At 57.2% G+C, this 17,582-nt stretch carries 17 protein-coding genes; 6 read left to right on the top strand and 11 right to left on the bottom strand.

Annotated features, from left to right (window positions below):
* Nucleotides 1–6: 6 nt before the first annotated feature.
* The 4 genes from KO498_RS02900 to KO498_RS02885 are packed head-to-tail and all read right to left on the bottom strand — an operon-like array spanning nucleotide 7 to nucleotide 4,732.
* Nucleotides 7–1,779 (bottom strand): SLC13 family permease, encoded by a 1,773-nt coding sequence (locus KO498_RS02900; protein ID WP_215958385.1) that lies wholly within the window; start codon nucleotides 1,777–1,779, stop codon nucleotides 7–9.
* Between the two features lie 57 nt (nucleotides 1,780–1,836).
* Complete coding sequence (locus KO498_RS02895) at nucleotides 1,837–3,330, bottom strand: tripartite tricarboxylate transporter permease (protein WP_215958384.1); 1,494 nt, start codon at nucleotides 3,328–3,330, stop codon at nucleotides 1,837–1,839.
* Nucleotides 3,331–3,354: 24 nt separating this feature from the next.
* Entirely contained in the window at nucleotides 3,355–3,789 is a 435-nt protein-coding gene (locus tag KO498_RS02890) for a tripartite tricarboxylate transporter TctB family protein (protein ID WP_215958383.1), read from the bottom strand.
* A 1-nt stretch (nucleotide 3,790) separates the two neighbouring features.
* On the bottom strand, nucleotides 3,791–4,732 hold the full coding sequence (locus KO498_RS02885; protein WP_215958382.1) for a tripartite tricarboxylate transporter substrate binding protein: 942 nt from the start codon (nucleotides 4,730–4,732) through the stop codon (nucleotides 3,791–3,793).
* 280 nt (nucleotides 4,733–5,012) lie between these two features.
* Between KO498_RS02885 and KO498_RS02880 the strand changes: the two genes are divergently transcribed.
* A complete protein-coding gene (locus KO498_RS02880) occupies nucleotides 5,013–5,762 on the top strand; it encodes a YebC/PmpR family DNA-binding transcriptional regulator (protein WP_215958381.1) in 750 nt (249 codons plus the stop codon).
* A gap of 9 nt (nucleotides 5,763–5,771) precedes the next feature.
* On the opposite strand, the gene KO498_RS02875 is transcribed toward KO498_RS02880, so the two are convergent.
* Nucleotides 5,772–6,674: a LysR family transcriptional regulator ArgP gene (locus KO498_RS02875; protein WP_215958380.1), complete on the bottom strand. Its 903-nt coding sequence runs from the start codon at nucleotides 6,672–6,674 to the stop codon at nucleotides 5,772–5,774.
* Between the two features lie 90 nt (nucleotides 6,675–6,764).
* On the opposite strand from KO498_RS02875, the gene KO498_RS02870 reads away from it, so the two are divergent.
* Nucleotides 6,765–7,358 carry a LysE/ArgO family amino acid transporter gene (locus KO498_RS02870; protein WP_215958635.1) on the top strand — a complete coding sequence of 198 codons (594 nt, stop codon included), beginning with the start codon at nucleotides 6,765–6,767 and terminating at the stop codon, nucleotides 7,356–7,358.
* 55 nt (nucleotides 7,359–7,413) lie between these two features.
* The gene (locus KO498_RS02865; protein WP_215958379.1) at nucleotides 7,414–8,319 is read left to right on the top strand and encodes a DMT family transporter; all 906 of its coding nucleotides are present in this window, start codon (nucleotides 7,414–7,416) and stop codon (nucleotides 8,317–8,319) included.
* A 9-nt stretch (nucleotides 8,320–8,328) separates the two neighbouring features.
* Here the strand turns inward: KO498_RS02865 and KO498_RS02860 are convergent, their stop codons facing one another.
* The 6 genes from KO498_RS02860 to choX all read right to left on the bottom strand — a co-directional run bounded on the left by KO498_RS02860 (nucleotide 8,329) and on the right by choX (nucleotide 13,676).
* Complete coding sequence (locus tag KO498_RS02860; RefSeq protein WP_215958378.1) at nucleotides 8,329–9,045, bottom strand: leucine-rich repeat domain-containing protein; 717 nt, start codon at nucleotides 9,043–9,045, stop codon at nucleotides 8,329–8,331.
* Between the two features lie 281 nt (nucleotides 9,046–9,326).
* A complete protein-coding gene (locus tag KO498_RS02855) occupies nucleotides 9,327–10,082 on the bottom strand; it encodes a leucine-rich repeat domain-containing protein (protein WP_215958377.1) in 756 nt (251 codons plus the stop codon).
* A gap of 86 nt (nucleotides 10,083–10,168) precedes the next feature.
* Nucleotides 10,169–11,212, bottom strand: a complete 1,044-nt coding sequence (gene choV, locus KO498_RS02850) for a choline ABC transporter ATP-binding protein (RefSeq protein WP_215958376.1) — start codon at nucleotides 11,210–11,212, stop codon at nucleotides 10,169–10,171.
* Nucleotides 11,209–12,060 (bottom strand): choline ABC transporter permease subunit, encoded by an 852-nt coding sequence (gene choW, locus KO498_RS02845; RefSeq protein ID WP_215958375.1) that lies wholly within the window; start codon nucleotides 12,058–12,060, stop codon nucleotides 11,209–11,211. Before choW ends, choV begins: the two co-directional genes overlap by 4 nt.
* Nucleotides 12,061–12,077: 17 nt before the next feature.
* Nucleotides 12,078–12,680 carry a hypothetical protein gene (locus tag KO498_RS02840; RefSeq protein WP_215958374.1) on the bottom strand — a complete coding sequence of 201 codons (603 nt, stop codon included), beginning with the start codon at nucleotides 12,678–12,680 and terminating at the stop codon, nucleotides 12,078–12,080.
* A gap of 66 nt (nucleotides 12,681–12,746) precedes the next feature.
* Nucleotides 12,747–13,676 carry a choline ABC transporter substrate-binding protein gene (gene choX / locus KO498_RS02835; RefSeq protein ID WP_215958373.1) on the bottom strand — a complete coding sequence of 310 codons (930 nt, stop codon included), beginning with the start codon at nucleotides 13,674–13,676 and terminating at the stop codon, nucleotides 12,747–12,749.
* 99 nt (nucleotides 13,677–13,775) lie between these two features.
* Here choX and betI point away from each other — a divergent pair, with 99 nt between their 5' ends.
* From betI to betA, 3 genes are read left to right on the top strand one after another with little or no spacing between them, the layout of a single operon-like run.
* Nucleotides 13,776–14,360: a choline-binding transcriptional repressor BetI gene (gene betI / locus KO498_RS02830; RefSeq protein ID WP_215958372.1), complete on the top strand. Its 585-nt coding sequence runs from the start codon at nucleotides 13,776–13,778 to the stop codon at nucleotides 14,358–14,360.
* Nucleotides 14,357–15,865: a choline-sulfatase gene (gene betC / locus KO498_RS02825; protein ID WP_215958371.1), complete on the top strand. Its 1,509-nt coding sequence runs from the start codon at nucleotides 14,357–14,359 to the stop codon at nucleotides 15,863–15,865. The genes betI and betC overlap by 4 nt, the downstream gene beginning before the upstream one ends.
* Nucleotides 15,866–15,867: 2 nt before the next feature.
* Nucleotides 15,868–17,535, top strand: a complete 1,668-nt coding sequence (gene betA, locus KO498_RS02820; RefSeq protein WP_215958370.1) for a choline dehydrogenase — start codon at nucleotides 15,868–15,870, stop codon at nucleotides 17,533–17,535.
* Nucleotides 17,536–17,582 lie beyond the last annotated feature (47 nt).

Here is a 17,582-nt window from a genome sequence, read left to right as displayed (position 1 = left end):
CAAGTTTTACATTGGCCAGAACACCAAAATCAGCGGAATCGACACCGCAACGACGATAACTTCCAGCGGCAAGCCCATGCGCCAGTAGTCGCCAAACTTATACCCGCCCGGGCCAAGGATCAGCGTGTTGTTCTTGTGGCCGATGGGGGTAAGGAACGCGGAACTTGCGGCCACGGCGACGGCCATCAGGAACGGATCTGGAGAGACATCAAGCGCGCGGGCCATTTCGATACCGACAGGGGCAGCGACGATGGTGGTGGCGGTGTTGTTGAGCACATCAGAGAGCGTCATGGTGACCAGCATCAGCACTGTCAGGATCGCCCAGGCCGGCATGCCGGAGGTGAAGCTGAGCATGGAGGAGGCCAGCAGCTCTGTCCCGCCAGAGGTTTCGAGCGCTGCGCCGAGGGGGATCATTGAGCCGAGCAACACGACGACAGGCCAGTTGATGTGATCATAAAGCTCGCTCAACGGCAGGATTTTGAGCAGCACGTAGGCGACAACCACAAGGCCGAGCGCGATGGGCAGGTAGACGAGCCCGACACTTGCGGCGGCAACAGCAGCGGCGAACAGCCCGATGGCGAGCCAAGTTTTGCTGTCTTGCGTCACAGCAAGGCCACGGTTGGCAAGTGGCAGGCACCCAAGCCACTCGGTCACATAGGGGCCAGCGTCTTTCGGGACGAGAAGCAACAGGATGTCTCCGGCTTGAATTTCGGTTTTGCGGATATGGCTGGTGATCTTGCGGCCCTGTCGGGATATGCCCATCAGCACGGTTTGCTTGCGCCATGAGAGGCCAACATTCATTGCGGTTTTGCCGTTGATGCGGGCTTCTTCTGTCACAACGACTTCTACCAGATCGAGCCCTTCGCCAGCCGCTTTGAGGCGCTCCTCGCGCTGTATGTCGGCGAAGGCGAGGCTCAGTGTGGCGCGGAACTCGTCAAGCGCATCTGGGCTGGCTTCGAGCACCAGAGTATCCCCCGCACGTAGGCGAGAGTTGCGCGCTGCACCGTAGCGGCGCTTGCCGTCGCGCATGAGGCCGATGATTGCGACGTCTGCCTTTTCTGCGGCTTCCTCAAGCTCGGCGACACGTTTGCCGATCTGCTTTGAGCCTTCCGGAATTGTCAGTTCGGCAACGTAGGCGGAAAAGTCCTCAGCGTCTTTTGCCGTGTCGGAATTGTTGGGGATAAGCCGCCAGCCGAAAAAGGCCACGAAAAGTAGACCGACGAGGGCAGTGATGCCGCCGACCGGCGCAAAGTCAAACATTGCAAAGGGCTCGCCGAGGGTTTCACCACGGATCGAGGCGATAATGATATTGGGCGGGGTGCCGATCAGTGTGGCCATGCCGCCGAGGATGGTTGCGAAGCTCAGCGGCATCAGCGACAGGCCGGGAGCGCGGCCAGCTTTGCGGGCGGTCTGAATGTCAACGGGCATGAGAAGCGCGAGGGCTGCGACGTTGTTCATAAAGCCCGACAAGATGCCGCCAACCGCGCCCATTATGGCAATATGCGTGCCGAGTTTGCGGGTGCTGTCAACGAGTGTGCGGGTGATCAGATAGATCGCTCCGGAACGCACAAGGCCCGCGGAGACGACCAGTACCAGAGCGACAACGATTGTCGCGGGGTGACCGAAGCCGTCAAATGCGTGTTTCGTGTCAACCACACCAAGCACGACTCCGAGCATAAGCGCGGCGAAGGCCACAAGGTCATAGCGCCAGCGGCCCCAGAGAAGTAGGGCAAAGACGCCAGCGAAGAGCGAAAACAGGATGATTTGATCTTGTGTCATATGGTGACACTAACGCGACGCCGCAGGAGTTAGAACGGGAAAATGCGCACAGCCTCGTCAGCCTTTGTCACGGCGGCGCGAGAGAAGCACAGCAGTGATAACGGCTAGGACCATGAGAACAAGGCCGATTGGGTAGTCGAGCAGTTTTTCGGGTTTGCCATTGAGCAAGGACAGCGTCTGGCTGAGTGATATCTCAAGCCGTGGCCCAAGGAAAAAGGCGATGATGAACACAACGATCGGGATGCCGAGGGATGTCATGACATACCCCAACACTGCGAATGCAAGCATGATGCCGATGCCGAAAAGGCCACCAGATGCGAGGTAGACGCCCACAAAGCACATGAGCAGCGCCGAGGAAAAGATGAAGCTTTCGGGTGCGGACACCACCTTGACCCAAAAGCGAAGACCAAACTGGCCGAGCATCAGGTTGCTGAAGTTGGCTATCAGCATGGCTCCGAAGAGGCCGTAAATGAGGCGGCCCTGGTTTTCGAACAGGAACGGGCCGGGTTGAATACCGTGAATCATAAAGGCCGAGATGATCAGCGCCGCGCCGACCGAGCCGGGGATGCCGAGGGTGAGAAGAGGGATCATGTTCGCGCCCATGACCGAGCTATTGGCTGACTCTGACGCTGCGATTCCATGTAAGTTGCCCTTACCAAAACTCTTGGGGTCTTTGTTGGCGCTGCGCGCCGAGGCGTAGGACATGAAGGCTGCTGCGGTCGAGCCGATACCTGGCAAAGCGCCCAGTATAGTTCCGATAACCGAGCCGCGCAGGATCGTATAGCGGCAAGCCCAGAACTCGGCCCAACTGACGGCCGCGTCTGATTTCGGTTGGTTCTTGGGCAGCCTGATCGCTGCACTCACATTCGGCTTTGTTTCACTTAGGCGGCGCAGCAGCTCGGAGATTGCCAGCATACCAATAGCTACAGCAGGAAGCGGCAGGCCGTCGTAAAGCTCGTATTGATCAAAGAACAAGCGTGGAGTGCCATGCTCGGGGTCGGTTCCGACCATCGCCGCCAAAAGCCCGAGGGCGATCGCGATAACGCCCTTGAGCATCGACTGCCCCATGAGCCCCGCAATGACGGCGAAAGCGAGAAGCATAAGGCCGAAGACCTCGACTGGCCCCATTCTAAGCGCAAGAACGGCGAGCGGAGCGGAGATGGTTATCAGCACGATATCAGAAAACGTATCGCCGGTGACCGACGAATAGAGTGCCATCTTGGTTGCCTTCAACGGCTTGCCTTGCTTGGCAAGCGGGTAGCCGTCAAGCGCCGTTGCGGCGGCGTCGGGCGTGCCGGGGGTGTTGAGCAACACAGCCGGTATAGCGCCGCCGACAAGCCCGCCTTTGTTAACGCCCACCAAAAAGCCGATGCCAGCGAGCGGGTCCAAGCCAAAGGTAAACGGGATGGCGATGGCCATAGCCATGACAGGGCCGATGCCGGGAACTGCGCCGACAAACTGGCCGAGGGCGACGCCGCAAACCACAAAGAACAAGTTGATCGGTGTAAGCGCGTCGCCAAAGCCGGCAAGCATAATGCTGAGTTCAGGCATAGAGTGTCCTTTGGGCAGAAGGCGTTAAGGAAGTGGGCGTTCCAGAAGCTGCGCGACGGTCAGCCAGATAAATGCGGGCACAGCCACCGCGCCCAACAACAGCCAAAGCGGGCGCCGCTCATGGGCCAGCCACATTAGCGCAAAGGCCAGCGGTGGTGCGGTGAGCATAAAGCCAAATGCTTTCATCAGGGCGAGGCCCACAACGAGAAGCCCGGCAAACAGCGCGGCGCGAAGCCAATGGTTTTTGTGGTTGTTGTGGGTTTCGGGCAAGATTTCCGAGGAGGGGGCAAAGATAAGCGCAGCGCCACAGAACGCCAGCAAAGCGGCGAGCGCCAAGGGCACGGTGCGCGGTTTTACCCAGCCATAGTCAACGGCGTCGACCTGTGTTGGGATGATCCAAAACCATAGGATCACCCCGAAGAGGACAAAGAAGGCGCCTGTTAGACGATCATTTGCCATCTTACTTCGCAAACAGCGTTGCAACATTCCCGACGCCGTCTACGAGCATCGCTTTGGTGCCTTCAGGGCCGAGATTAATAATCGGCGTCTTGAGTGTGTTCGCGACAACGGATTTAACGTCATCAGCCTCGAGTGCTGCTGCGAGCGCGGCTGTCAAAGCTGCTTTGGCGTCGTCCGGTGTTCCGGCTGTCGTCGCAAAGAAAAAGTAAGGGTCAACATAGATGTCAAAGCCCTGTTCTTGCAGCGTTGGCGTGTCGGGCGCATAGTTGTGCCGGGTGTTGTTCATCGAGGCGATCATTTTGATCTCGCCGCTTTCCAAGAACGGCAGGTGTTCGCCGGCTTCAAAGCCTGCAATTGCTTGGCCACCGAGGATAAGTTTGGTGTTTTCCGCGCCGCCTTTTGTTGCCAGGAACTGGAAGTCGACACCCGCTTGGGCCATCACAAAACGCATGGCCAGCTCTTGAGGTTTTGCATCAGACGATATGGGGGCGTCATTTGACTTGGCATGTTCGACAAGGCCGGGAACATCGTCAAACGGAGCGTCGGTGCGGGCAATCAACGCCAGCTGAGCCCGTGAGGCTGTGCCAAGGTAGTCAAAACTATCAAGGTTGAATTTAAGCTTTTCGGGGCGGTTCACAAGATTGATCAGGATTGGCATGCTCACGCCAAGGCCGATCACGGTGCCGTTGGCAGGACGGTTGGCGATACCTGTAAACATAGCAACACCGCCGCCGCCGGGTTTGTTTTCGGCGATCACGTTCCAGCCGGTTTGTTCCTTCATGGTCTGCGCGATAATGCGCCCGATCGTGTCTGTTGAGCCGCCTGCGCCAAATCCGATCTGGATGGTCAGCGGGCCTTTTGGCGCCCATTCGGCCTGAGCAGCAGTTGCCAAAACCATGGCCGAAGCCACGGCAAGCGCCTTGATTGTCTTTGTGAATTGCATGTTTCTCTCCCTTTGTCGGCGATCTACATACAATAGTCGCCTATAGAAGGCAGCCTAGCAGCAAGTTTGTTAACATGGCAACTAAAAATGAATATGCGTGCATGAGGTTGAACCCTGCACCCCTCATCCCCTATAGATGCGCAAACACTAAAGCGTTTCGCACGAAAGCAGGAACACAGCTTGATTGCGAAGCGCCCACGACATCAATAAGTAGTGCGCGTTTCGCTTTACTATTTAGGTAGGCAATAGCGCGAAACGCTTTAATTCTGAGGATCTTCAAATGGCTGGCCACTCCAAATGGGCAAATATTCAACACCGTAAAGGGCGCCAGGACAAACTGCGCTCGAAACTGTTTTCCAAGCTCTCCAAAGAGATCACTGTGGCGGCGAAAATGGGTGACCCTGACCCGGACAACAACCCGCGCCTGCGGCTGGCTGTGAAAGAGGCCAAGTCGCAATCAGTGCCCAAAGATGTGATCGACCGCGCGATCAAGAAATCAGCGGCGGGCGAGGGCGACGACTACGAAGAGATCCGCTATGAAGGCTACGGGCCCAACGGCGTTGCGGTGATCGTGGAAGCGATGACAGACAATCGCAACCGGACGGCCTCTAGTGTGCGTTCAACCTTCACCAAGAACGGTGGCAACTTGGGCGAGACAGGCTCGGTTGCCTTTATGTTCGAGCGCAAGGGTGAAGTCAGCTACGAGGCTGATGCAGGTGACGCCGACACTGTGATGATGGCTGCAATTGAAGCCGGAGCCGAAGATGTCGAAAGCTCGGAAGAGGGCCACACTGTTTGGTGTGCTGACACTGACCTGAACGAAGTATCGACAGCGCTTGAGGCCGAGTTGGGTGAGTCCGTCAGCACAAAACTGACATGGCGCCCTAACATGAGCACCGAGCTTGAGCTGGAAGACATGCAGAAGCTGATGAAGCTTGTCGATGCTTTGGAAGATGACGACGATGTGCAGCGTGTGACCACCAACTTTGAGGCGTCAGACGAAGTTATGGCGCAGCTCGCGGAAGACTAAGCCGAATGTCTAGTGCGTCGGGTGAAGCACGCCCTTGGCCGCCTGCTTTAGAGCGGTCAGCAACGGTGCAAGCGGCCCTGCAAGCATCCGGCTGTGCTGCACATAGAGAGCCAGGTCGTAGGTTGCTTTCTCATCCAGTGGCACAAGGGTTGTCTGCGCAAGTTCTTTGGTGATCATGGGTTCGGGGATCATTCCCCAGCCCATGCCAAGCTCTGCTGCTTTGGCGAACCCAGCGGTTGAAGGCACAGTGTGATAGGGCGGTGTTGCCGTCTTGTTAAATCGCTGTTGCATCCAGACAAATTGCAAATCGTCCTTGGGGTTAAAGCGCAGCATCGGCGCTTTTGACAGGCCCTCGAAGCTCACACCCTCACCAAACCAACGCTCTACATAAGCAGGGCTTGCCGCCGCAATATAGCGCACGGCGCCCAATGCCGTAACATCACAGCCCTGAACAGGGCGGGCATATGAGGTGAGTGCCGCGGCCACTTCTCCACGGCGCAGCCAATCAAGCGCGTGATCCTGATCATCGACGACGAGATCAAACACCGTGTCGGGAAGCTTGGCGAATGCAGGCATAAGCCAGCTGTCGAGGCTATCTGCGTTGCAGGCAAAGCGAATTGTCTTAAGTTTCTTTTCGGCGTCTTTGGGCGTGTTCGCCCCCGAAAGGCCATCAACCAAATGGGCTTCCATAAGCTCGAGCGTGAGGGCATGTGCTGCGATCTTGTGCCCGACTTCTGTGGCGTGACAGGGCGTTTCGCGCAAGACAAGAACATGCCCGATCTGGCTTTCCAAAGCACTCAGGCGTTGAGACACGGCCGATTGCGTTAATCCCAGCTCTTGCGCGGCCGCTTCAAAGCTACCACTGCGCAAAATGGCGGTGAGGGCGTTCAGGTGTCGTGGATCAAGGTTCATAAGCCTATCTAATGCTAATTTAGCTTCTTTAATTTGATTACTGATCATTCTCCCTGTTAACAAGCGTTAAGCAGTATAGGGGCAGACATGATGCATACGTTTGGGGTCGGATTTTCACTCTCTTTTTCACTGATCCTCGCGATTGGCGCGCAGAATGCTTTTGTGCTTAGGCAAGGCATTCGTCAGGAGCATGTGTTTATCACCTGCATTACATGTGCGCTGTCAGACGCTCTGCTGATCGCCGCTGGTGTTGCCGGCTTTGGCGCGCTGGCAGAAGCCGTGCCTTGGCTGGAAACGGTGATGCGCTATGGCGGTGCGGCTTTCCTGTTCTGGTATGGCCTGCGCAACTTCATCGCCGCTTGGAAGGGCGGTGAGGCGCTTGAAACCGGGGGGCAGGTGCGGGCCAGCATCAAGGGCGTGCTGACAACCGTGCTCATGCTCACGTTTCTCAACCCGCATGTTTACCTTGATACTGTTGTGCTGCTCGGCTCGATCTCGGCGCAGTATGGAGACAAGCTCGTGTTCGCGTTGGGTGCTATGCTGGCGAGCTTTGTGTTCTTTTTCTTGCTGGGTTACGGCGCGCGGTATTTGTCGCCATTGTTTTCCAAACCGATGTCATGGCGGGTGCTTGATGTGATCGTCGGCCTCACCATGTGGGCGATTGCGCTGAAGCTGGTTCTTTAAGAAAATCGAGTTATTGGCCTTGCGGTGCTGCGTGCTTCGTGGCTTCTATTAACAAATGAACGAGTCTTCAAATTATCAACCTGTAAAGGGCGTGTTCTGGATGCTGGTGACGGGCGTGCTGTTTGTCGCTGTGACAGCGCTGGTCAAGCACAACGGCACGCGTATTCCGGCGGCTGAATCGGCATTTCTGCGCTATGCCTTGGGGCTTGTCTTTTTCATTCCGATGATCGGAACTTTGCGCAAAGCACATCTAACCCCGCGCCAACACAAGCTTTTCTGGGTGCGTGGCTTGGCGCACTCGGGCGGTGTGACGCTGTGGTTTTATGCTATGGCGCGCATTCCGATCGCTGATGTGACGGCGATGAACTACTTGTCACCGATTTATGTCACCATCGGGGCGGCGCTGTTCTTGGGGGAAAAGCTGGCGTTCCGGCGCATTCTGGCTGTTGTCGCTGCCTTAGTCGGGGCGCTGATCATCTTGCGGCCGGGCTTTCGGGAAGTGGGGGCGGGGCATCTCGGAATGTTGTTCGCGGCGGTTGTCTTTGCTGTGTCTTACCTCATCGCCAAGATCATGGCTGACGAAACCAACCCCTTGGTTGTGGTTGCGATGTTGTCGATCACTGTCACGGTCGGGCTGTTTCCTATGGCGATGATGAACTGGGTGGCACCGACATTGGGCGAGGTTGGTATCTTGTTTGCTGTCGCCGCTATCGCCACGGCGGGGCATTTCACGATGTCGATGGCCTTTGCTGCTGCGCCGGTAACCGTGACCCAACCTGTCAGTTTCCTGCAACTGGTCTGGGCTGTGACGCTGGGCGTTCTGGTGTTTGACGAAGCGTTTGACCCGTGGGTTGTCGTTGGCGGCTTGGTGATCATCAGCTCGATCGGCTTCATCACCCTGCGCGAAGCTGCTTTGAAGCGAAAGATGCGAACACCGGTTGTGCCGGCGACGAAGTTTTAGCCGACAGATCTAGCAAACAATGATGAGTTCCTGAGCGTCAACTTTGACACCTTTGGCACGTAATTTCTCGAGTATTTGCTTGTTTTTATCTGTCAGGTTTTCAGAGCTGATCGAAACGGATTTCAAGCGCCGCATACGCAACAGGGGCGTGAGATCGGGGCTTGAGGAGATATACAGAAGCTCGACTGTCTCCAGCTTCGGAAGCTTCGCAAGGGGGGCAAGATCTGCAACTCTTGAATGTGATAAGTCGATTTTCTTGAGGTTTTTCAAACTCTTGAGAGACGAAATATCGGTTATGCTTTGCGAGCCGATCACCAGTTCCTCAAGGCCCGTCAGATGCGCAATAGCAGAGATATCACTGACGCCGAGTTGCTGTGCGTGCAGCAGCTTGAGGTTCTTGAAACGGGCGATCTCAGACAGATCGCTCACCACAGTTGCGCCAATATGCAGTTCCGTGAGCTGTGTCATCTCAAGCAAGGGGTCGAGGCTTGGCAGATTGCTGTAGCTGACCATCAGCTTGGTGATATGAGGCATGCTGGCGAGCGTGCCAAAATCAGGCAGATAGGCGTTGTCGAGGTTGAGTGTTGAGCACTGTTCGCTGACGCAATCCGCAACAATCTTTAGGCCGCGCTCTTCGGCTGCGCGGGCGTGGCTTGTGTCGGGTTTTGGCTGGCAGGCGGTCAAGCTTATTGCTGCGGCAGTGAGTAAGCTGAGGCGAAGCTGCATGGGGCTCTCCTTTTGGGCGAGGCTAACACAAGAGAGGAACTGCTGTATTGCTAAAATATTTGAGCAAAAACAATGCATAACACATGTTTGCAAGTGTTTCCTTAGGCCTGCGTGCAGAGTGGTTAACGCCGCCTCGGCGGTGCGGGGCGGGTTGCACAACCCGTGCATATTGCAGTGCATACCACAGTGCATAATGCGTATGCACAGTTTTGCAGCGCAGGTTAAGCGAAATTAACTTAATGCAGCGCGCGGTGCGCGAAGGGCAAAAGAGAGAAGAGCGCTTAACAGACGGCCATCATGTCAAAGGCCTGGACATGAATGCCCTTGGCCTTAAGTCGGGCGACGACATCTTGTCCGGCGGCATCGAGGTTGGCGACGGTGACAGAGACATGTTTGAGGTTCGGCAAGTCGAGCAGGGGGCTGATGTCCTTGAGTTGGCTCATATTCAACAGCTCGATGGTCTCCAGATTGGAGAGCGCTGTCAGGGCCGAAATGTCAGAGACAGGCGCACCGGTCAGATCAAGACGTTTGAGATTGTGCAGGTTTTTGAGCGCTGTAATGTCGCTGAGGTGCGGCGAGCCGATCACCAGCTCTTTGAGCTCGCCCAGTTGCCCGACAGCGCTGATGTCGCTCAAACCAAGGCCCTGCGCGTGCAGCAGTTCAAGCTTGGTGAACTGGCCGATTTCTGACAGGTCTTGCACCTTGGTGCCGCCGATATGCAACTCGGTGAGTTGGGTCATTGCAAGCAGCGGATCGAGGCTGCTCAGGTCGGTGTAGCTCACCATCAGCCGATCAATGTGCGGCATGCCTGCGAGGGTGCTATAGTCGGCTTCGAGTGCATGGGTGAGATCGATCGTGGTGCATTTAACAGCCGCGCATTCGGCGATGACTTTCGGGCCATCCTTTGGCACCGGCGGGGCCATTTTTGCCATATCGGCCGTTTCGGCCATGCGCAAAGCCGCCTCGGCGAGCACGAGTTGTGGCGCGACAAAAGCGATGAGGGTTGCTGTAACGAAAAGGGCTTGGCGCAAATGCATTTCAGTCTCCAACAGGGTGTGCACAGCGTAGCGACATGCGCCAGAACGCGCCAGAACGCGCCAGAATTTGAATTTTTGCAGCGGATTTAGGCCGACTTTGACGGCGTTAGCAGGCGGCGCAAGACGTCGGCCTTTGATATTTGACCGATGGTTTTGCCATCTTCTATCACCGCGATGGCCGCTTCTGTCGTTTCGAAATGCGCCATCAAATCACTGATTTCGGCATTGGCGTCAATTTCGCCTCGGGTGTCTTCGTAGGCTTGCGACATCACATCGCGCGCGCAGAGCACACCGAGCGGGTTCATATGGGCGACAAAGTCGGCAACGTATTCGTTTGCGGGGTTGGTGTAGATTTCCTGCGGAGTGCCGCATTGCACGATGCGCCCGCCTTCCATAATGGCGATGCGGTTGCCGATTTTGAAGGCTTCGTCGAGGTCGTGGGATACAAAGATGATCGTGCGGCCAAGGCTGCTTTGTAGCTCAAGCAACTCATCTTGCAGGCGGGTTCTGATCAGTGGGTCAAGCGCAGAAAAAGGCTCGTCCATCAGCAGGATCGGGGCTTGCGTCACGAAAGCGCGCGCAAGGCCGACACGTTGTTGCATCCCGCCGGAAAGCTCGCCGACTTTGCGGTCGGCCCAGTCGGAGAGGCCGACAAGCTCAAGCTGCTCGCGGGTCTTTGTGTCGCGCTCCTCTGTGCTCATGCCCGCAAGCTCAAGCCCGAGGCCGACGTTGCTGGCGACGGTGCGCCAAGGCAGCAGGCCGAACTGCTGAAACACCATCGAGATATGCGAGAGGCGCAAGTCGCGTAGGGCCTTTGGGCTGGCGGTGTTGACGCTGACTTGCGCGCCTTTGTAGGCGACTTCAACATTGCCGCGAGCAACGGGGTTAAGCCCGTTGACGGCCCGAAGCAGCGTTGATTTGCCCGAGCCGGAGAGCCCCATGAGCACGAGTATCTCGCCCTCGGCCACATCAAGGGAGCAGTTGTGCACACCGAGCACCTGGCCTGTTCGCTCCTGAATTTCGGGGCGCTCAAGGCCTTCGTCCATCAGCGGCAGGGCGGCGTTCGGTTTGTCGCCAAAGACGATTGAGACGTTGTCAAAGCGAACGATGGGAGGCGTTGAAATGCTCATGTCGAGGCCTCCACGCGCAGCATGCGGTCAAGGGCAATGGCGACGGCGACGATCACCAAGCCGCTCTCAAAGCCGAGGCCCGCGTTGACCGAGTTGAGCGCCCGCACGACCGGCACGCCGAGGCCGTCGGCCCCGACAAGTGCGGCGATGACGACCATCGAGAGCGAGAGCATGATGGTCTGGTTGAGGCCAGCCATGATTTGCGGCAGGGCGGAGGGCAGTTCGACTTTCCAGAGCAGTTGCCGCTTGGTCGCCCCGAAGGCTTCAGCGGCCTCGATGAGCGCGACCGGGGTGCTGGACACGCCGAGTTGCGTGAGGCGAATGGGCGCTGCGAGCACGAAGATAAATGTGGCCACAAGGCCGGGCACCATACCGATGCCGAACAGCACGATCATCGGGATCAGGTAGACGAATGTCGGAATGGTTTGCATCATGTCGAGCACTGGCAAGATGGCTTGAAACACCTTCGGGCGGTGGGCGGCATATATGCCGACGGGAATGCCGACGCCCATGCAGAACACGCCTGCAAACAAGATCAAAGCGAGGCTCTCGGTGACTTCTTCCCAGTAGCCCTGGTTGATGGTGTACAAGAAACAGAGCGAGACGATGATGACCCGCGTCGGGCTGCGCTGTAACAGCCAGGTGAGGGCGGCAAACAGCGCAACCATGAGGTAGGACGGCGGGAACTGAAGTGCCGCCAGCACGCCGTCGATAGAGGTGCTCAGCACGGTTTCCAGAAGATCGAAAAAGCCGCCGAAGGCCTCGGTCATCCAATCAAATACTGCGGCAATTTTCTTACCGATAAGGATCTTGCCGTCGTCTTTGATCCAGTCTGTGTTCCAAGCCATGCTGAGCCCTTATGTGGTCACTGTTTGCGGATTTTGTTGTAGCCTATCGAGTGCACGACATTGCCACTTGGCGTCAGCTTTTCGCTGCGCAGGGTGATGTCGAGCTCGGGCGAGTAATACTGCCGCCAGATGAAGCGGGAGCCGTTGTCGAGCTTGGTGTCGGTGTGCACTTTCCATACCGGATAGGTGCAGCCGCCAACTGTGGTGCTGCCTTGTCCTTCGTACTTGTATTTCGTGCTGCCTTTTTCGTGCTTGCGACCGTTGAAGTAAGTTTGCAACCGCACGGTAAACCCGCGCTTTGGCAGGGCCATGACTTGCTTGGTGGCATCACGGGAGTAGACCATTTTTGTCATACCGCCGCCGCGTGTTGTGGCACCGGGCATAAGGCCGTTGAGATACCAGGTTGTTTGCTTGACGATCTTGCCGCCACGGCCGGGGTTGCTGCGATGCTCGATGAGGTGCTCGCCGCTGGCACGGCTGTAATTGGCACGAAACTTTGTCTGGGTGTTTTCAATACGGATACCGCTGCGCATGTCGTCGCCTGTCGGGCAGTGGGATTGCGCCTGAACCTGAACGGCGCCGACCGTGAATGCGGCGGCTAGGACTAAATGTTTGATCATATAAATAACCTTCGCAAAATAAGGTGAGGCGGGCCAAAGACAAGCCCGCCTCCTGGTTGTGTTAGTTTACATGTCGAGCGCGGCTTTAACAGCAGCAACTGCGTCGCCGCCGTCTTTTGTTGTCACGCCTTCAAGCCAGCCCACGTAGGATTCGGGGTTGGCTTTGAGCCATGTTTTTGCGGCCTCTGACGGCTCTTCGCCGTCATTGAGGATCGCGCCCATGATCTCGTTTTCCATTGCCAGCGTGAACTTGAGGTTGCCAAGCAGCGCGCCAACATTTGTGCAATCGGCTGAATAGCCTGCGCGGGTGTTGGTGTAGATCGTCGCGCCGCCAAGGTCGGGGCCGAAGAACTCGTCGCCGCCTGTCAGGTAGCCCATCTCGAAGTTGGCGTTCATCGGGTGCGGCTCCCAGCCGAGGAAGACGATAGGCTCGCCTTTCTTGGAGGCGCGGCCCACTTGTGCCAGCATGCCTTGCTCCGAGCTTTCAGCAACTTCAAAGCCCTTGAGGCCGAAGTTGTCTCCGTCGATCATGCTCTGGATCAGGCGGTTGCCGTCGTTGCCGGCTTCGATGCCATAAATCTTGCCTTCAAGGGCGTCTTTATGTGCGGCGATGTCGGCAAAATCTTTGATGCCAAGATCCATCGCGGCTTTGTTGATCGCCAGCGTGTATTTTGCGCCCTCAAGGTTTTCGCGCACTGTGTCGACAGTCTTTGCTTCGCGGTAGGGGGCAATGTCGCCTTCCATAGTTGGCATCCAGTTGCCAAGGAAGATGTCAACGTCGCCTTCGGCCATCGCGGTGTAGGTGACTGGCACGGACAGCACTTTGATGTCGGTCTCATAGCCAAGCGCTTCAAGCACTGTCGTGGTTGCTGCTGTGGTGGCGGTGATGTCTGTCCAGCCGACATCAGAGAATGTGACTTTGTCGCAATGGCCGTCGGCAAAGGCCGAGGTTGCCGCAAAAATGGCCAGTGTTGAAAGGGTTGTCATAAGTTTCATCGGTGTTCTCCCGTTTGGTTTTGAGCAGTCTGGTTTTTATTGATTGACGCGTCAATAAAAACAAAACATCTTAGCGAGCGCAAATCTTTAGAGGGTGTCATGCCAAAAATAGGAATGGAACCGATCCGCCGAGAAGCACTTGTGAAGGCGACAATAGCTGAAATAGGCGAACATGGAACACTTGACGTGACCGTTAGCCAAATCGCGCAGCGGGCGGGTATGTCGAGCGCGTTGGCGCATCACTATTTTGGCGGAAAAGAGCAAATTTTCGTTGCGGCCATTCGCTATATGCTGGGCGTTTATGCTGCCGAGGTGCGGGGCGCTTTGGTTATGGCTGACACACCAGCCACGCGCGTTGAGGCAATTGTGCGGGCGTCATTCTCGCCGCGCAACTTCCGCTCCGAGACGGTGTCGTCATGGATGAACTTCTATGTTCTGGCGCAGCGCTCTGAAGAGGCCGAGCGCCTGCTGAGCATCTATCAAAGCCGCTTGCGCTCAAACCTGCGCTTTGGCTTGCGCCCGCTTGTCGGTGCGCGGGCCGAAGCGGTGGCCGGGCGTGTCGCGGCGCTGATTGACGGGGTTTACCTGCGGCAATCACTTGGTGGCGGCGTGCCAGACAACGCCCGCGCCAACCAGCAAGTCATGGATTATGTCGAACTCGAACTCGAAAAAGGTGAAAAATGAGCGCTCCCAACATCCTGGTTTTTATGGTCGATCAACTGAACGGCAAGCTGTTCCCTGACGGGCCAGCCGACTGGCTGCATGCGCCGAACCTGAAAAAGCTTGCCGCGCGCTCGACCCGCTTTGAGAACGCCTATACCGCCAGCCCCTTGTGTGCGCCGGGGCGGGCGAGCTTTATGTCGGGGCAGTTGCCCTCGGCCACGCGGGTTTATGACAATGCCGCCGAGTTTGCCTCGTCTATTCCGACCTATGCACATCACCTGCGCCGCGCGGGCTATCAGACGTGTCTGTCAGGCAAGATGCACTTTGTCGGCCCTGATCAGCTGCACGGCTTTGAAGAGCGGCTGACGACCGATGTTTACCCGCCTGATTTTGGCTGGACACCGGACTACCGCAAGCCCGGTGAGCGCATTGACTGGTGGTATCACAACATGGGGTCTGTGACGGGGGCTGGTGTTGCCGAGATCACCAACCAGCTTGAGTATGACGACGAGGTTGCCTACCACGCGACGCGCAAGGTTTATGACCTCGGCCGCGGCAATGACGCGCGGCCCTGGATGCTGACGGTGAGCTTTACCCACCCGCACGACCCTTATGTGGCGCGCAAGAAGTATTGGGATTTATACAATGATTGCGAGCACTTGCTGCCTGAAGTTGGTGCGATGGATTATGATGATCATGATCAGCATAGCCAGCGGATTTTTGACGCAAATGACTGGCGCAGCTTTGACATAACCGAAGAGAATGTGAAGCGCTCGCGGCAGGCTTACTTTGCCAATATCTCCTACATCGATGACAAGATCGGTGAGGTGATGGAAGCACTGGAAGCAACGCGGCAGGAGGCCATCATCGTGTTTGTTTCCGATCACGGTGACATGCTTGGCGAGCGTGGCTTGTGGTTCAAGATGAGCTTTTATGAAGGCTCCGCGAGGGTGCCTTTGATGATCGCGGCACCGCAGATGAACGCGGGGCTGGTGCAAGAGCCTGTCAGCAACCTTGATATCTGCCCGACGCTTTGTGACCTCGCTGGTGTGAGCATGAATGAGGTGATGCCGTGGACGCAGGGCGAGAGCCTTGTGCCGCTTGGCCAAGGCGTGCAGCGCAAGAACCCTGTGATGATCGAATATGCTGCCGAGGCGAGCTATTCGCCGCTGATCTGTCTGCGACACGGGCGCTGGAAATACACCAACTGTGCGCTTGACCCTGAGCAGTTGTTTGACATGCAGGCCGATCCGCTTGAGATGCAAAACCTTGCCGATGTCAGCGAACATGCGCGGGTGCTGGACGTTTTCCGCCGCATGGCCGCCGAGCGCTGGGATTTGGAAGAGTTCGACGCCGAGGTGCGCCAGAGCCAAGCTGCGCGCTGGGTTGTTTACGAGGCATTGCGCAAGGGCGGGCATTTCCCCTGGGACTATCAGCCGCTGCAAAAAGCCAGCGAGCGCTACATGCGCAATCATATGGATTTGAACGTGCTTGAAGAACGGCAGCGCTTTCCGAGGGGCGAATAACAATGACGAACAAACAAGCTGACTACGTGATTGTGGGCGCTGGCAGTGCGGGATGTGCTATGGCCTATCGCCTCACCGAGGCCGGGCATTCTGTGATCGTCATTGAGCACGGCGGCACAGATATCGGGCCGTTCATCCAGATGCCTGCTGCGCTGAGCTATCCGATGAACATGGGGCTGTATGACTGGGGCTACAAAACCGAAGCCGAGCCGCATTTGGGCGGTCGCGAGCTGGTTGCGCCGCGTGGCAAGGTGCTGGGCGGGTCGAGCTCGATCAACGGGATGGTTTATGTGCGCGGACACGCGCGCGACTTTGATCACTGGCGTGACAGCGGGGCCGAGGGCTGGGGCTATGCCGACGTGCTGCCCTACTACAAGCGTATGGAGCATTGGCACGAAGGCGGGCAGGGCGGCGATGCGAGCTGGCGCGGCAAGAACGGCCCGTTGCATGTAAGCCGAGGGCCGCGCAAGAACCCGCTGTTTCACGCCTTTGTCAAAGCTGGTGAGCAAGCTGGTTATGAAGTCACGCAGGACTACAACGGCGAGAAGCAGGAGGGCTTCGGCGCGTTTGAGCAGACAGTGCACAGGGGGCGGCGCTGGTCGGCGGCGAACGCTTATTTGCGGCCTGCGATCAAGACGGGGCTTTGTGAAGTTGTGAACGGGCTGGCCGAGAAAGTGGTGATTGACGGCGGGCGTGCGACGGGGGTGCAACTCAAACGCGGTGGCGTTAGTGAGGTGATTTCTGCAGGTCGCGAGGTTATTCTGGCCGCGAGTGCGTTTAACTCGCCAAAACTGTTGATGCTGTCGGGCATCGGGCCTGCCGAACACTTGCAAGAGCATGGCATTGAGGTGATCGCCGACCGTCCGGGTGTGGGGCAGAACCTGCAAGATCATCTAGAGATGTATATCCAGTTTGCCTCAAAGCTGCCGATCACGCTTTACAAATACTGGAACCTGCTTTCGAAAGCCGTAATCGGTGCGCGTTGGTTGTTCACCAAGACGGGGCTGGGCGCATCCAACAACTTTGAAAGCTGCGCGTTCATTCGCTCAAAAGCGGGTGTCGAGTATCCGGACATCCAGTATCACTTCCTGCCGATCGCCGTGCGCTATGACGGCAAAGCAGCGGCGGAGGGGCACGGATTTCAGGCACATGTCGGGCCTATGCGCTCGGCCTCACGCGGACAGGTGACGCTGGCATCGGCCGATCCTGCGGCGGCGCCAAAGATTTTCTTCAACTACATGAGCAAAGAGGAAGACTGGGAAGACTTTCGCCGTTGCATCCGGCTCACGCGCGAGATTTTTGCGCAGGACGCCTTTGAACCCTATGTGAAGCACGAGATTTTGCCCGGCGTTCAAGAGCAGAGCGATGAAGAGCTTAACGAGGTGATCCGAGAACATGCAGAGAGCGCTTATCACCCTTGCGGCACCTGCAAGATGGGCCGCGTCGATGACCCTATGGCTGTGGTTGACCCCGAATGCCGCGTGATCGGCGTTGAGGGCCTGCGCGTTGCGGACAGTTCGATCTTCCCACGGGTGACGAACGGCAACCTCAACGGGCCGTCTATCATGACAGGTGAAAAGGCGAGCGACCACATTTTGGGTAGGGGCATGTTGCCTGCGAGCAATGACAAGCCTTGGGTGCATCCGAACTGGGAAACCGAGCAGCGCTAATTGATCGGGATCAAAGCAGAGCGGGGCGGAGTGATCTACTGTTGGTG

The organism is Lentibacter algarum (assembly GCF_018860975.1).
In the GTDB taxonomy this organism is placed as follows: Bacteria; Pseudomonadota; Alphaproteobacteria; order Rhodobacterales; family Rhodobacteraceae; genus Lentibacter; species Lentibacter algarum_A.
The sequence above is the reverse complement of the archived record's forward strand: the minus strand, read 5'-3'. Positions and strand labels throughout refer to the sequence as shown.